Annotated in this window: 8 protein-coding genes; 1 reads left to right on the top strand and 7 read right to left on the bottom strand. The window is 40.1% G+C overall.

Annotated elements, in window-relative coordinates; genetic code table 11:
- Nucleotides 1-70 precede the first annotated feature (70 nt).
- A complete protein-coding gene (locus PHAL_RS0101180) occupies nt 71-1,498 on the top strand; it encodes a pectate lyase family protein (protein ID WP_016706567.1) in 1,428 nt (475 codons plus the stop codon).
- Between the two features lie 69 nt (nt 1,499-1,567).
- On the opposite strand, the gene PHAL_RS0101175 is transcribed toward PHAL_RS0101180, so the two are convergent.
- From PHAL_RS0101175 to PHAL_RS0101145, 7 genes are all read right to left on the bottom strand, one after another.
- Nucleotides 1,568-2,524 (bottom strand): alpha/beta hydrolase, encoded by a 957-nt coding sequence (locus PHAL_RS0101175; protein WP_016706566.1) that lies wholly within the window; start codon nt 2,522-2,524, stop codon nt 1,568-1,570.
- Between the two features lie 109 nt (nt 2,525-2,633).
- Nucleotides 2,634-5,183 (bottom strand): glycoside hydrolase family 88 protein, encoded by a 2,550-nt coding sequence (locus PHAL_RS0101170; RefSeq protein WP_016706565.1) that lies wholly within the window; start codon nt 5,181-5,183, stop codon nt 2,634-2,636.
- A 48-nt stretch (nt 5,184-5,231) separates the two neighbouring features.
- The gene (uxaC, locus tag PHAL_RS0101165) at nt 5,232-6,680 is read right to left on the bottom strand and encodes a glucuronate isomerase (RefSeq protein ID WP_016706564.1); all 1,449 of its coding nucleotides are present in this window, start codon (nt 6,678-6,680) and stop codon (nt 5,232-5,234) included.
- A 91-nt stretch (nt 6,681-6,771) separates the two neighbouring features.
- A complete protein-coding gene (eda, locus tag PHAL_RS0101160) occupies nt 6,772-7,395 on the bottom strand; it encodes a bifunctional 4-hydroxy-2-oxoglutarate aldolase/2-dehydro-3-deoxy-phosphogluconate aldolase (RefSeq protein ID WP_016706563.1) in 624 nt (207 codons plus the stop codon).
- A gap of 31 nt (nt 7,396-7,426) precedes the next feature.
- Nucleotides 7,427-8,896 (bottom strand): glycoside hydrolase family 28 protein, encoded by a 1,470-nt coding sequence (locus PHAL_RS0101155; RefSeq protein ID WP_016706562.1) that lies wholly within the window; start codon nt 8,894-8,896, stop codon nt 7,427-7,429.
- Nucleotides 8,897-9,098: 202 nt separating this feature from the next.
- The gene (locus PHAL_RS0101150; RefSeq protein ID WP_029215966.1) at nt 9,099-12,125 is read right to left on the bottom strand and encodes a TonB-dependent receptor; all 3,027 of its coding nucleotides are present in this window, start codon (nt 12,123-12,125) and stop codon (nt 9,099-9,101) included.
- A 455-nt stretch (nt 12,126-12,580) separates the two neighbouring features.
- Nucleotides 12,581-15,295, bottom strand: coding sequence for a TonB-dependent receptor (locus tag PHAL_RS0101145; RefSeq protein ID WP_016706560.1), 2,715 nt, complete (start codon nt 15,293-15,295; stop codon nt 12,581-12,583).
- Nucleotides 15,296-15,687 lie beyond the last annotated feature (392 nt).

Here is a 15,687-nt window from a genome sequence, read left to right as displayed (position 1 = left end):
AGCTGTCAATTTTCATACCGAGAATTTTTTCTTTAATTGAGTATTTAAAACGAATTATCTAAGGAATATTATGCAAACTTTGCAAAATAATAATTTAAAATATCTAAGCAGTGCGTTACTAAGTATTATAGTCTTGCTGTTTATTGCTCTATCGACTAATTTATATGCAGGGCAGGTTGATGCGCATCTGGCTTTTCCCACGGCTCAAGGCTTTGGCAAATATAGCCGTGGTGGCATTAATGGCACACTGTATAGAGTAACCACATTAGACGATAACTTAGAAAACCCGCAACCAGGTAGTCTTCGTTATGCTATTAAGCAAAAACATCCTCGTACGATTGTTTTTGCAGTATCAGGGGTGATCAAATTAGCTGGGGAGCTTAAAATATCACATGGCAATATCACCATTGCAGGGCAAAGTTCACCGGGCGGGATCGCAATTGTAGGTGCTCCTGTGACAGTATCCGCTGCTGACAATGTCGTCATCCGTTATCTACGCTTTCGCTTAGGCACCTTTGGCTATGCTGATGATTCATTAACGGTGCGTAATAGTAATAATGTCATTATTGATCACTGTTCGTTAAGTTGGTCAGTTGATGAAACCGCGAGTTTTTATAATAATCGAAACTTTACCCTACAAAATTCAATTATCTCGCATAGTTTAAGCCATTCGATTCACCCTAAAGGAGATCATGGTTATGGTGGTATTTGGGGGGGCGCCAACGCCAGTTTTATTAATAATATAATTGCCAATCATGCCAGCCGAACACCTAGGATCAATGGTCATCGGCTCAAATCACCGTACTCGCAAAGTGAAGAGTTTGTTGAGCTTATCAATAATATTATTTTTAACTGGGGGCATAATAATGTGTATGGATCTGAAAATGGTCGTTTTAACCTGATCAATAATTATTATAAGCCAGGTAAAGCAAGCAAGATCATGCAGTTTGCCGATATTTGGTACTCACCACAGATCAAAGAAAATCAAGCATATATTATGGGGAATGTACTTGAAAATAACCCACAATTGACTGAGCATAACTATTTAGGGGTTAATTACCGAAAGGCTAAAAAAGCTAAGCGAACACTCAGTACTGCGACGAGCCCTTGGTTAAGCGCTAAAGCAATTACTCCCTCTACAGAGCAAACAGCGCTGAACTATATTAGTGCAGAGCAATCATTTAATAATGCAATAAAACTGCAAGACATTGGTGCAAGCCGCAATGCCCATGGCCCTTTTCATGACAGTGTTGATTCGATAGTTTATCAGCAGTTAACCGACAGTATTACGATAAAGAACAATGGCCTAATAGATCATGAGTTTGAATTGATAGGCAGTTGGCAGGCGTATGAAAAAGAATTTGCAGGTTTCAGCTTAATTAACGATGAAGATCAAGATGGCATTGATGATAACTGGTTTAAGCTACATCAAGCGCAATTTAAAAGTGCCACTGCACAGCAAATTTTATCCAGCTATTTAATTTCGTTGACTCAGTAATATTATTAATGCCAGTTACAACATTAGCTGTAATTGGCATTGTGCCTATAAATTATAGCCAACCGTAGTCTATAAACCATTATTAAATTGACGGTCTAAAAAGTCATCTATAGCAGTATAAGTTGGCGTTAACCAGGGCTCGAATAACCAAAATGAGTGAGGTGCGTCTTTAAATTGATAAACTTGGCAGCTTATGTGTAATGCTTTTAATTTTAATATGGCGCTGTCGCGGCCTGCGCGAAAACGTGGCACTGAGCTATTAATGAACAGTGTTGCTGGGGCTGTTTGATCAATATAGAAAAGAGGGGAAGCGCTGCGCCACTGCTCTGGTATCGATTCGTAGCGCCCGCCCAGCCATTTACTTGCTGAAGTGACTGCTTTATTTGGATTGTTTTCAAACGGTAATGCTTCTGGCGAGGTAAAATCACTTAATCCATCGATGTTAATAAGTGCTTGAACATTAATACGCTGTGCGTTTGTGTTGCTGTCATCAATAATGCCACCACTGTACGCTAATAGTGCGGCTAATTGACCACCCGCAGAGCCACCTGCTAATGCAATTTTAGTGCTATCAATGTTATACCGTGAGGCATATTTTTTAAGCCACAGTAACGCATCCGCTATATCTTCAAGGGCAGCTGGGTAAGGCGCTTCATCACTGAGGCGATAACTTGGGGTGGCAACTATATAGCCTCGTTTTACAAGACTAATTGCAAGAGCTGCCATCAATGCTGGTGTGCCTGACTGCCAGCCACCGCCGTGGATTAACATGATCAGTGGCGCCTTTTTACTTTGCTTATTTTTTTGATAAATATCGATAGTCTGTGTACTGCTTTTAGTTTGTTTGTAGGAGAGTGCTTTATGTGCTATCACTGAGTTCGGTAGCTTGGTGTCAGGGAGCTGGATCTGTGGATACTGCTTAACGAGTTTGTTATAGGTGTTTGCAACTGTGTAATCTGCGGCTGTGCAGGGCTTAAAACACAGTAATAGCAAGGTAAAAACACTCAGTTTTTGATGATTAAACATATTCAATGAGATCTCAGCTTATATCACATGAAAGGTAAAAATCTGCAAATAGATGTGATGGTGATATGAGCATATTTGTAATATGCTCACTGGGAGTGTTAATTATGGTTCAGTCTAACTTGGTGAGAAGTTTTGCTACTTCAAGGCTTGCAAGAATGAATGGACCATTTCCTTTTGGATCATTTTTACTGACCGGCTCACTCATATAATAATGGTAACTACCATCACGGCCGAAGCCTAGGCCTGCAACATAACATTGATTGGTCATACTCACTGTGCCATCGCTGTGCACTAAAGCGAATTGGTTAAGTAATCCTTGGTATGCTAAAAGAGCAGTGTCTTTATAATCTATATTGATATATCCGTTATTAAGTGCTTTGGCATAAAAATAAGCAAACATGGCGGTTGCTGTTGATTCTTGGTAGTTCCCCAAAGCGCTTGGTTTATCTAAAACTTGCCACCATGTGCCAGTTTCAGCATCTTGCACTTTGGCAATATCTGTGGCCAATTCGTTTACAATAGCAAGCAAGGTTGCGCGCTGTTTCGTGTTTTGTGCAGGAATGTAGTCAAGTACATCAACAACAGCCATGGCAAGCCACCCCATACCACGTCCCCAAAACTCTGCAGAAACACCCGTTTGTTTATCAGCCCATGCTTGCTGTTTAGATTCATCCCAACCGTGGTAGTAAAGTCCTGTTTTTGGATCGCGTAGTGCTTCACGAGTTAGCTTAAATTCATTGACCACCTCCGCAAAGCTTTCTTGTTGCTGGTGGCCCGTTTCAAATAAGCTAGCATACTGAGCTAAAAAAGGCATGCCCATATAAACTCCATCAAGCCATACTTGATGTTGGTATTTATTTTTATGCCAAAATGCGCCTTGTGATGTACGAGGCTGTAAGTGTAATTGCTCGCGTAAGGCTTTCGCAGCCGTTAAGTATTGTGGCTGTTTAGTGTCTTGATATAGCTGGATCAAGTTGCGTCCAGGCGGAATGTTATCAATGTTATAATTGCTTTGTTTATAAGCGCTGATCTTCCCTTGTTGATCAATAAAACTGCCTGTAACTTGTGTTATTACGTCTTTATATACTTGCTCATTAGTTGCTACCCCCAACTGGTAATATGCATATGGCTGTAAGCCTATAATGTCATATTCAAATTTTGGAGTGCGTTTGCGGTTAACATCCCAACCGTTGGCCTGATAGCTCAGCGTTTTTCTCTGTAGTTCAGAATCCCCAAGGGCACGAGCCCAATTAATTGCAGCTACGGCATTGAGTTTCTGTGTTGTTTGCTTTGCAGTGACTGTGGTATGCAACGTAATACGCGGTTTAATAGTCAACCTTTGGGCTTGTTGATCAAGGTACTCAATAAAGCTTTCTTTATCACTGATGCCACTTTCTGGCTGCCATACAGAGGCAAAATAATAGTCTGTTCGTTGGGTCGTGTGGCCTTTTGGCTTTAGCACTGCAAGGTAGTTATTTTTGTCTTGGCGTACGTCAATAACATCGCCTTTTTTAAAGAAAACGGCCATCCCAAGTGATGATTTATCTAAACTTTGTTTACCCCAACTGGCAATATAGCTGTAGCCATAATTACTCATTGCATCGAGATCGCCTTGGATAAACTCAGTGTCAGGGTGTTTAACCACACCGGCGACTAAATTAGGCAAATCTTTATCCGTACTCAGTTGTACATGTGCTAAGCGTGAACCGCCATGCATACTGATATTTGCGGTTAAATTTTGTTGTTGGTAGCTGTTAGTCCAGCCCTGATAATCAATTTGAATACTCGCTCGTAAATCTCCATTGTCAAGAATTCTGGCTGTCCGTGATGCCACTTCAGCAACATGTTCTAGTTGATCATCTTCATTGATAAGGCCAAAGCCACCAGCACCGAGTGAATGACCGACTTTAAGAATGTCCATTCCCCAGTCTTGTTTGTCATGATACGAATCATAGCCATCAAGACCAACAGTGTGTAATACAGGTTTCGTAGTCAATTTACCAAAAATATCGAAACCGTTGCGCCAATCAAGGTAAAAACGATAACCGACTTTATCTGACTCTATGCCAGGGCCCTCATATCGGATCCAGTTTGAATGATCGGTGTAATAAGCGGGTGGGGTAAGCTCATTAACATTTTTGAAGCGACCACCAACGTACTCTTTTTTACCAGTGCCAATTTGATGTTTGGGTGGGCGAGAATGTGGCTGCCATTCGCCGCCTTCTTTATGGGCAAGATCTGCCTGAACGCGCTTTGTTTGCTTAGTGAGAGGTTGTTTACTTTGTCGAGTGATAGTCACTTCAATAGGTTTATCATTTAAATCGACAATAAAATACACACCATCCAGTTCACCATCAGAGTCAACATCGACAGCTTGACTTGCTACCACTTGCTCGGCTGTTTTCACCGTTAATGCAGCGGCTTGACTCAGGCCTAAGTCGTAATAGCTTATATAAATAGGTTCATCAGGGCGTTTAAATGATGACGGATTAACAATGTCTAATTTTGCAACGAGGGCACTACCAAGGGTGTTGGTCTCGCTCTCTTGCAGTGGTGTACTCAGTTCAGATTGTTCTTGGCAGGCCGTTAATAATAGGCTTGAACCAAGAACTGTTCCCATCATAACGCGTTTTGATAACAGTGCTGTTTTTAAAGTCATTGTGTGTCCTCAATGATTGAGCCACTCATTCAAGTGGCTCTATTGTTGTTATTTATCGAGATTATATGCTTTTTTAACTAGCCCATAGGTTAGTTGATAAGCTAGCGTCTGGGCTGTTGTTTCACTGATCTGATGATTGGCAACTAGCTCCGCTAAATAGCGACAATCGACACGTCGCGCAACATCATGCCGTGCGGGGATTGATAAGAATGCACGAGTATCATCATTAAACCCAACGGTATTATAAAATCCGGCTGTTTCCGTTGTTTGTTGTCTAAATCGTAGCATACCTGCTGGGCTGTCATGGAACCACCAAGCTGGCCCTAATTTAAGGCTAGGATAATGTCCTGCAAGTGGTGCAAGTTCTCGGCTGTAGGTTGTTTCATCTAAGGTAAATAAGATGATTTTTAGATCAGGGTGGTTGCCGTATTTGCTCAATAGCGGTTTTAACGCATTAACGTATTCAGTTTGGCTTGGAATATCACACCCTTTATCACGGCCAAATTGATCGAATACCGCTTGGTTATGATTACGATGTGCTCCAGGGTGTATTTGCATTACCAAGCCATCTTTAATACTCATTCCAGCAAGTTCCGTGAGCATTTGGCCACGGAATAACTCTTGTTCTTGCTCTGACGAATTGCCCGTGCGGCATTTTTCAAATAGTGCCTCACACTCAGCGGTAGATAAGTCAGCAGTTAATGCCGTAGGGTGGCCATGATCGGTTGCTGTTGCACGCCCTTCAATACGAAAGTAATCACGACGTAACTGAATAGCTGCTAAATAGCCTTGCCAAGTGCTGGTATCTTGACCGGTTATGTCCCCGAGTTTAGCAATATTTTCAATAAAATCCTCACGGCTTGCATCAACCACATCATCGGGTCTAAAAGTGGTGATCACTCTTTTTGCCATGCCAGTACCGGCAATTGCGCGGTGATGAGGTAATTGATCAAGAGCACCTTCGGTTGTAGCAATCAGTTCAATGTTAAAACGGTCCATCAATGCGTGTGGTGTAAATGCATCGGTGGCCAGTGCCGCAGTGATTTTTTGATAGTACTCTTGTGCATTCTCAGTACATAGCTTTTGAGTAAAACCAAATACATCGCTGAATACGGCATCTAGCCAATAGCCACTAGGAGTGCCTGCGTATAAATGATAGTTATCAGCAAAAATTTGCCAGACCTTTTCCGGCTCTGCTGCTTTAGCGCGTGCCATATCCCCTTGTAGGCCATGCTCTGGTACACCTAAGTCGGTCATTGGGATCCCCTGACTGTAGAGCATTCTAAACACATAATGATCAGGTTTTATAAAGAGTTCTGTTGCATTACCAAAATTTTTGTTTTCATTAAACCAGCGTGGATCAGTATGACCATGAGGGCTAACGATAGGTAAGTCTTTAATTGATTCATAAAGTTTTCTAGCGATTTTAACTACGGTAGGGTCGCTTGAAAATAAACGATCTGGGTGCAATTCTAAAGGTTCAATATTGCTGGACATAGAAGATTCCTTAATTGTTCTACTTATCACTTGCTACCGGTGGCATCGAAAGCTAAATTAAACTGGCAATGTACGGCAGTCAATATGAGAATTAATGGTTATTTAATACCTGAAGGCAAGCTTGGGTTATTTTTTCAAATTGTTTATTATGCACCCACTGTGATTGTGCAATCCAGGTACCACCTACGGCAATAACATTACTGAGCGCTAAGTAGCTTTGATAATTTAGCTCATTAATGCCGCCTGTTGGGCAAAAGCGAATATCAGCAAATACACTGCTCACCGCTTTTAAGAATTGCTCACCACCACATAAAGAAGCAGGAAATAGTTTTTGCTCAGTAAAGCCAAATTCTTTAGCAAGTAAAATATCAGCGGTATTTGAAACACCAGGTACTACAGGGATCGGTGATTGCGTCAGGGCATCTAATAATCGTGGCGATACTGCAGGTGTGACAATAAAGTCACTGCCTGCAATAATACTTTTTGTTAGCAAGCTAGGATCTGTGATGGTACCTGCACCAACACATAATTCTGGTAGTGCTTTTTTAATCGCAATTAACGCATCAAGAGATGCGGGAGTACGAAGCACTACTTCAACTAAATGAATGCCTGCTTTGTGCATTGCAGTAGCGATTGCTACACCTTCTTCTGTACTATTTGCTTGAATAATAGGCAGTATGGGTTGCGTGCCTAATAATGTTGAAAATGCCGTCATACTTTATCCTATTGAAAATCCTAATTAACAATTATTTGTTTAGTTGAGCCATAGTTAACGGCTGTTTGTTCAAAGTGACATTGGTTAAGCTCATATTATTCACATGTGCTACGATAGAATCATCGCCAACGAGGTCAAAGTGACAGTTTGTGAAATGAATATCGCTTATGGGCGCACGTTCAAAGCCATTAAGATAAAACGCTTTACTCAGTACGTTTTTACAATGTAAGTTTTCAATTTGAATGTCACGAACCGTTGGATCGAATTGCCCAGCATCACCTTCTTCATAATAGAAATTGATCACAACAGCGTTTTTAACTGTACCAACTTCAACATTTCGAATGCGAATATGTTCAATTAAACCACCGCGAACTGAATTAGTTTTGATGCGAATAGCACGTTCAAGATGGGGACTATCCATCGTACAGTTTTGTACAAAGACATTGTTCACACCGCCTGATATTTCACTACCAATAACAACACCACCATGACCTTCTTTCATATGACAGTTTTCAATAACAATATTTTGGGAGGCAACAGCTACACGACGGCCATCGGCATTACGGCCAGATTTAATTGCGATGCAATCATCGCCTGTATCAAATACACAATTTTTAATGTGTACCAGATCGCAGCTTTCTGGATCGCAACCATCAGAATTAGGTCCATGGCTTGAAAAGTTCACGTTATCAACGGTAACACTTTGGCATAAAACGGGGTTAACTAACCAAAACGGTGAGTTTTTGATTGTCACTCCTTCAATTAAAATGTTTTTACATTTATAAGGCTGTATAAAAGGAGGGCGTAAATAAGCACCGGTACTGTAAATGCGTTCACGAACAGGTACCCCAGCTTCAGCATCAGCCATTAGCAAATCTCGAGCTTGGCGTTGATGAAGCACATTGCCTTGCTCATCTTTAATTAAATCCCAATGGCCTTCTTTATGTGGCCCTTTCCAAGGCCACCAAGTTTGATTATCGCCATTGCCTTGTAATGTGCCTTTACCCGTGATGGCGATGTTTTCTTGTTCATAGGCATAAATAAGTGGTGAATACCCCATCATTTCAAGGCCTTCCCAGCGCGTAAATACTTCTGGTAGGTAATGTTTAGGATCTGTACTGAAACTAAGTATGGCATTATCTGCTAAGTGTAGATTAACGTTTGAAAGTAAATGAATAGCGCCTGTGAAATAGCGGCCATCTGGGATATATACCTGACCACCTCCTTGTGCGTGGCAGGTTTCAATGGCGCTTTTAATTGCATGTGTACAATCGAATTGACCATTTTCTTTAGCACCAAAGTCTTTAATATTAAATACCTTATTTGCAAAGCTAGGAATAATAATCGCGGCTTTTATATCTTCAGCTAATTGCCAATCATCTGCACTGATTGGTGCATCAAAGGCCGTTAATAATGGTGCTGATTTACAGCCAACTAAGGTTGCAGTTAGTAAAGTACTTGAGGCTAATGCTTTTAAAAAGTACCTGCGTTGATTGTTCATAAAAGTTCCTGCTGAATTATTACTCTCTAAATCAATGAGAGGTTTTATTATAGAGCTAAACAATAACAGTTAATGCCACCGGTGGCAATGTGGTTTTTGAAATTTTTAATGGTTATTTTTTAAGTGACGAAGGCGTATTTGCGAAAATAATCGGTGATAAAAACCACCGATTATGAGGGGAGAGTATTGAAAAAACAAAGTACTAGAACGAGCCTCTTAAACCGAAAATAAACTGACGGCCCGTTGACAAGTTTTCATAAGGGCGTTTAGTGTAAATATCATTCCATTGATCTTGTGAGGCATCAGTTAAATTTACAGCTTCAAAGTTAATGCTTAAGTTTTCACTAATGTTATAGCGGCTTGAAAAGTTAAGTTTGGCTTTAGCATCGTAACCACGAACAAATGTTGACTCATCAGCGTATTCACTGAGGTACTGCTTATTGTATTCACCTCTGTAATTATAAGAGAAGCGTGCAGACCATTTATCTACTTCATAGTAAAGTGTTAAGTTATACGTGTTTTTTGATGTTTCTTCTTCAACCAAATTAAGTTGCGTGCCATAGAATGGGTCTTCAATGTCTCGCGTGTAATCTATGTAGGTATAGTTTGCTTGTAATCCAAGGTTATTAAATGGCTCAGGCAAAAAACTAAAAGGTTGTTGGTAAATAAACTCTGCTCCCCACATATTTTCAGGAGGAGTATTGGTAAGCTGAGTTACTTGCCAAGTTATTGTACTTGGATCTTGCGAACCAATATCGATGCCTAATTCATCAAGTTGTGCTTGGGTGAGTACTTGATCTGAAGACGCTTTTGTTAAGCCAGAAATATCCTTAATAAAAATAGAGGCAGCCAGTAATGACTCTTCATCAAAATACCATTCTAAACCTGCATCATATTGTTTGGATTTATAAGGTTCTAGCGTCGGGCCTGCACCCATTTTTATTTCTGCACTGGGGTCTTCTGCATCGGGGACATTAACACTAATTGCTGAACTTAAATCAGATAACTTAGGGCGTGTTATGGCATGTGAATAACTAAAGCGGGCAATTAACGCTTCTGTTAAGTCATACGCTAAGTTCAACGAGGGTAAAAAATCATCACCTTTACTCACTGTTGTGCGCCAACCATAACCATTAGCATAATTAGCACCATCACCAAAGCCTGCAGTGTAGCCATCTTTATAAATATGATCTAAATTAACAATTTTGCTGGTATTTTTGTTATCAATATAGCGAACGCCAATATTACCGCGAAGTTCACGATCAAACACGTCATTGATAAAATCAAGTTGTACATAGGCAGAGGTTACTTCTTCTTTTATATAATAGGCCCGTTTATATTCTTCTTTTGCCTCAAAGAAAGAGGCATTGCCAAAGGCATTTATCGCAGCGCTATAATCAGGTGTTAACCACGTACTTGTTACTAATGTTGAAGTACTTGGGATATCAACGTTATTACCAAAAGAGACTCCCAATTGATCTAAATTCGTTGCAAATAAACTCCCATTGATAAGCGCCGGATCTAGATCAACAACTTGTGTTTCGGCACTTTTACCGCTGGTTTTATTGGTTTCTTTATCAAGCTGTTTCCATGCATTTCTAAAGTCATGTTGCTCAGTAATAAATGCGCGCTTACCGACACCAAACTTAAGTGTAAGCTCAGAGTTAAACTCATAGGCTAAATCAACTTTAAACGAGCTATTTTCACTTTCGATAGTTTGTGCTCGGTTACGTGTTAGGCCCATTGTATAGTTATTAGCATCAAGCATTTGTTGTTGAATTTGCGCTTGAGTGTAAGTGCCGCCCGGTTGTTGTCCCGCAGCAAAAGCGAAGGAGGGGGTATTTGTCGTCATACTGCCATTACCTATGGCAACTCCACCAGTATTATTGATGAGCATTAATGGATCAATATTACCATCATAACTATAAGCCACCGTTGATCCTTCACTGTCTAATGCAAAAGTGCGTGTGTAGGGAATGTCGAGGTTTGACCTTCCTTTACCAGCTAAAAAGCTGAGGCTTAATTGATCATTAATAAACCAGTCACCGGTTAAAGTAATTTGATCAAACTGTGATTCTGATTTGTCTTCACGGGCTTCTGAGCGGATCACAGCGTTAGAAAAAGAGCCTGCAACGATGGTATTACTTTCATCAGTATAAATGTTTTCAGGGACAATATTTTTTTGATCGCGTAATAACACCGAATATTGATATTCTTCCATTGTCGTATCTAAATCGGCATGTAAAATATCTAAGTTCAGCGATAAATTATCTGTGGGGGCGTATTGAAAAGCCGCTGTTGCACCTAAACGTTTTTGATCTTTAGAAAACACTGAGTAACGTGGAATGCGTGGTAAATACAAGCCATCCAAGTTATCGTCAGTGTAATTACCATTTTCCATTAGAATAGTTTTTGGGCTGGCGGTTAGATAATTAGTTCCACCTGCTTGATTAACCGGTAAGCCATCTGCTGAATAGTTTGGATTGTTAACAGTCCAACGTACCGTGGTCGGGCCTTCACTTTGCACTGTACCGCCAGAATAAGCCACAGAAAATAAAGCACCAAAAGTGTTATCCCAGTTATTGCTAAGCATAAACGATGCTCGAGGGGCTAAATCTTCAGATATTTCATTGTAGCGACCATTTACGCTATATGCGCCCTTAAAGCCGTCATATTGAAAAGGGCGTGCCGTTTGTAAGTTTACATTACCTGCTATGCCGCCATCTTCTAGCTCTGCTGATGAGGTTTTATTAATATCGATTTGTGTGAATAACTCAGATGCAAATACATTATAGTCAAAAGCACGAGATGTATTAGAGCCGCCAGCGCCATCTGTCGCTGCGCCAGCAGAAGCTGACTCCATGCCATTAATAGTTGTTTTTACATAACGAGCACCTAAACCTCGTACAGTGATCTGGCGACCTTCACCAGCATCCTCTTCAATTGAAATACCAGGCACACGGGCGAGAGAATCAGCGACATTGAGATCAGGGAATTTACCAATATCTTCAGCAATAATGGTTTCTTTGGAACCTACGGCAAAACGTTTTGAATTTAATGCGGCATTAATTGAACTTCTATAGCCCTTAACTTGTATTACTTCAATATCAGTGTCTGTTATTTCATTATTCTCTTGTGCAGCAAAGCTTTGTCCGCACGTTATTGCGCCACTTAAGAGTAAACAAGACATGAGCTTATTTAATTGAAAATTATGTGTGCTGGTTGTCATATTGGGTCCATCAAGAGTCATTGTTATTAAATTAACACAAGCAACAGTGTTAATGATCATTATTAGATTGCTTATCTTTTCTGTAACTCGTACCTAAGTCACTAATCACACACAGGAAAGCGATCGTGTGTTTAGTTAATTATTCCTCTGCCACCGGTGGCAATTAAAGGTATAACCAATTTCATTAGTTGTCAAACTATAAATTACATCGTTAACAGTTCATTCACACAAGGTGCTTCTTTTGTGCTGCTCAAAAAATAACAGTAAATATATTGATTTATTAAGGTTCATTAGAAGGGGGGGGGGAAATGTCACTTTCAATAATATTAAAATGGCCATTGTAGAGAAGCGTAACAAGCTTGCCAAATTGGGCTGGCAAGCTTGCTACAAAATGGGTATACAAACGAGTATGTTGAATGTCTATGGTTGTGTAAATGACCACAGACAAACACTACTTATAGGTTATAGCGTATACCTAAGAAGAACTGTCTTCCTGTGTGGTTATATTCGCGAGGTAAATCTAACGTACCATCACCTGTAGTATAAAGGCGCTCATATTCATCGGTCAGATTAATACCTTCTAATGTCACAGTTACATTTTCAGTGATGTTATAAAATGCTGAAAGGTCGAAATGAGTCGGCCCTGTGGTGGCTTCCTCTGCATTCCCATTATTACCTGTATAATCAGTAATATAGTTGTCACGTTTATTCATTGATGCACGTATACCGTAATCTTCTACTTCATAGTACAAGGTAAAGTTATATGAATTTTCTGACAAGCCAGTAATTTCACCTGCAGAAACATAGGTATAGTTTGAAACTAAGCCTGTATTTTGTAAGAAGCCAGGTAAGAATGTGAAAGGTTGTTGATAAATCAGCTCTATCCCTTTTATTACAGTGCCTTCACCATTAACAGGTACATAGTGTGTGTATGGCGTTGTACGTGGATCGAGTGCACTTGATGGGTCATATTGTGGATCGTTATCAATAAAAGGTAAGTAGGCAGGATCAACTAACTTTTCTTCAGTATCACTGGTGATGAACGAGCCTATGTCTTTATAAAACACGGTTGCTGCAAGTAACGACTCTTCTTCAAAATACCATTCAACACCAAAGTCAGTATTGGTCGAGGTGAATGGGTCTAAAAATGGGTTACCTGCACTAACAGTACCATTTAGATAAGAAAATGATGGGTTACCCGGGTTTAATGAACTTAAGCTCGGACGTGTCATTGTTTTAGACAAACCAAGCCTTACAATAACATCGTCAGTTGCATCAAGTGCTAAGTTTAATACCGGTAACACGTTGTCATAGCTATTCTCAATTGAAACGGGGTCTGTTTGAATAAACCCTGTAGAGGTTGTTTCAGTTTTAACATAGCGCACACCTGCGTTGGTACGAAGTAACATATCGGAAATTTCATATTCAAAATTTGTCTCGATATAGGCAGCCATGGTTTCTTCTTCTACTTTCCAACTCTGTGCACTGCGCGGTACCCACTCTTTAACCAACAGCTGTGAGTTGATGGCATCAAAATCAGCAACTAAAAAAGGTGATAAACTCCCATCATAGCCAGTACCAAAATCATCGTATGGGATCATATGGGAATACCCAACAGCAGAATCTTGATCAGGAAAACCATTAATTTGCGACTCATCATAGCTGACGGTTCTATCATTATAAGCAATACCACCTTGTATATTCATACTGTCTAGCTCATAAGATAAATCAATTTTTGCAGTATCATTTTCTCTTAATACATCGGTTGCTCTTAAGCGGCCATCGGCTAAATCAAATGAGCTGGCATCTAATGTGTCATAGTCATAATCCATAGTCGCTGTATTATTAGTGGTGCCAAAGTCCATTGACACTCTATGAGGTGTGTTATTGGTCATATTATAACGATACTGCTCAGAGCGAGCATCGGATTCAGCTGTACCCACCATGGCATCTAACGTTAGGTAATCAGATAAATGGTACTTTCCTGATAACACATATTGTTTAAATTCTGTTTTTGAAATTTGCTGGCGACTTTCAACGCGAGATTTTACACCATTAAAAGTTGCAGCTTGGATCTGCTTGCCGTTTTCTGCCACGGTAATTGACTCAGGAGTGATCTCGCTGAAAGTATTTCTAAACATCTCAAAAAAGTTGTACATAGTACGGTCATTATCGAGTGTGCTGTGCAGCGTATCAAGGGTAATCACAAGATCGTCATTTGGTGCATACTGTAATGAACCTGTAAAACCTAAACGGTCTTGTTCATTACCAAAAAAGTCAGGACGCGGAAGACGTGGGGTATATAAACAGTTTACGGCATCAACCGTTTGTCCTTCGAACTCACAGTTTCCAGTATTTGTCGCGCCTATAACTTCAGTATTAGAAGTATCAGCATAAATGCCACCACCATCTAGAACCGGCGTTGTCCAACGCACTGTACCAAAACCTTCTTGGCGCACTGTGCGCTCAGATTTAGCAACTGAGAATAAAACACCAAACGTATCATCAGCAAATGTATTACTGATCATAAACACCATGCGTGGGTCTACTTCTTCTGTTAAGTCGTTGTAACCGGCTTGTGCTGATGCAGCAACATGAAATCCTGTTGAATCAAAAGGGCGTGCAGAATACATATCTACCGTACCTGCGATACCGCCTTCTTCTGTAGCTGCGGTAGGGGTTTTTTGAATATCAACACGATTAAATAGCTCTGATGCAAATATATTAAAGTCAAAAGCGCGGCCTCCATTTACACCCCCCCCTGAATCGGTTCCGTCTGTACTTGCTGGGACTTCCATACCGTTGAGTGTGGTACGGGTAAATGCCGGGCCTAATCCACGTAACGTGATCTGACGGCCTTCGCCGCCTTCACGCGAAATCGCAACCCCAGGGATCCGTTGTAACGATTCTGCAATGTTAAGATCTGGAAACTTACCTATATCTTCAGCAGCAATAGATTCAGTGGTATTCACTTCAAAGCGTTTAGTTGCTAATGATTTATTTAATGATGATCTAAATCCAGTGACTTGAATGAGTTCGATATCACTGTCTGCTTTGGTGGTATTTTGCGGCTGTTCATCTGCTGCCATTGCATAAGAGGTGGATCCTAACAGTAAGGCACTTATGAGGTAGTTTAATGGCTTTAGCGCGAATTTACTTGCAGTCTTCATTGTGTGTTCCTTTTTATTACATACGTAATATTATGCTGTTGATTTGTGCTTTTGTTTTTATTTTGCCACTTATGCATAAGCCTATAATTATAAATAGGAAATGTAATAACCTTTGGTGTTAATAAAGCTAATACATCAATTTGCTACCGGTGGCACAAGTAGCAACCTATAGCTTATTTTACTGATTGTCAAACGCAAAAAATTACATTTTTCATTGTTTATTTACATTTATGTTACCGAAAAACGGTATCACCAATTACGAAAATTTAATTTAGCACTATGATTTTACTTATCATTTGCCACCGGTGGCAGTTGGTGTTATGTTTTAATTTACGTAAGTCTTTACTGAAAATATTTTTTATTTACGCGTAAAAAATAATTTCAGCCTAGCT

Source organism: Pseudoalteromonas haloplanktis ATCC 14393 (assembly GCF_000238355.1).
Lineage (GTDB): Bacteria > Pseudomonadota > Gammaproteobacteria > Enterobacterales > Alteromonadaceae > Pseudoalteromonas > Pseudoalteromonas haloplanktis.
This window is presented reverse-complemented; position numbering and strand designations above follow the sequence as displayed.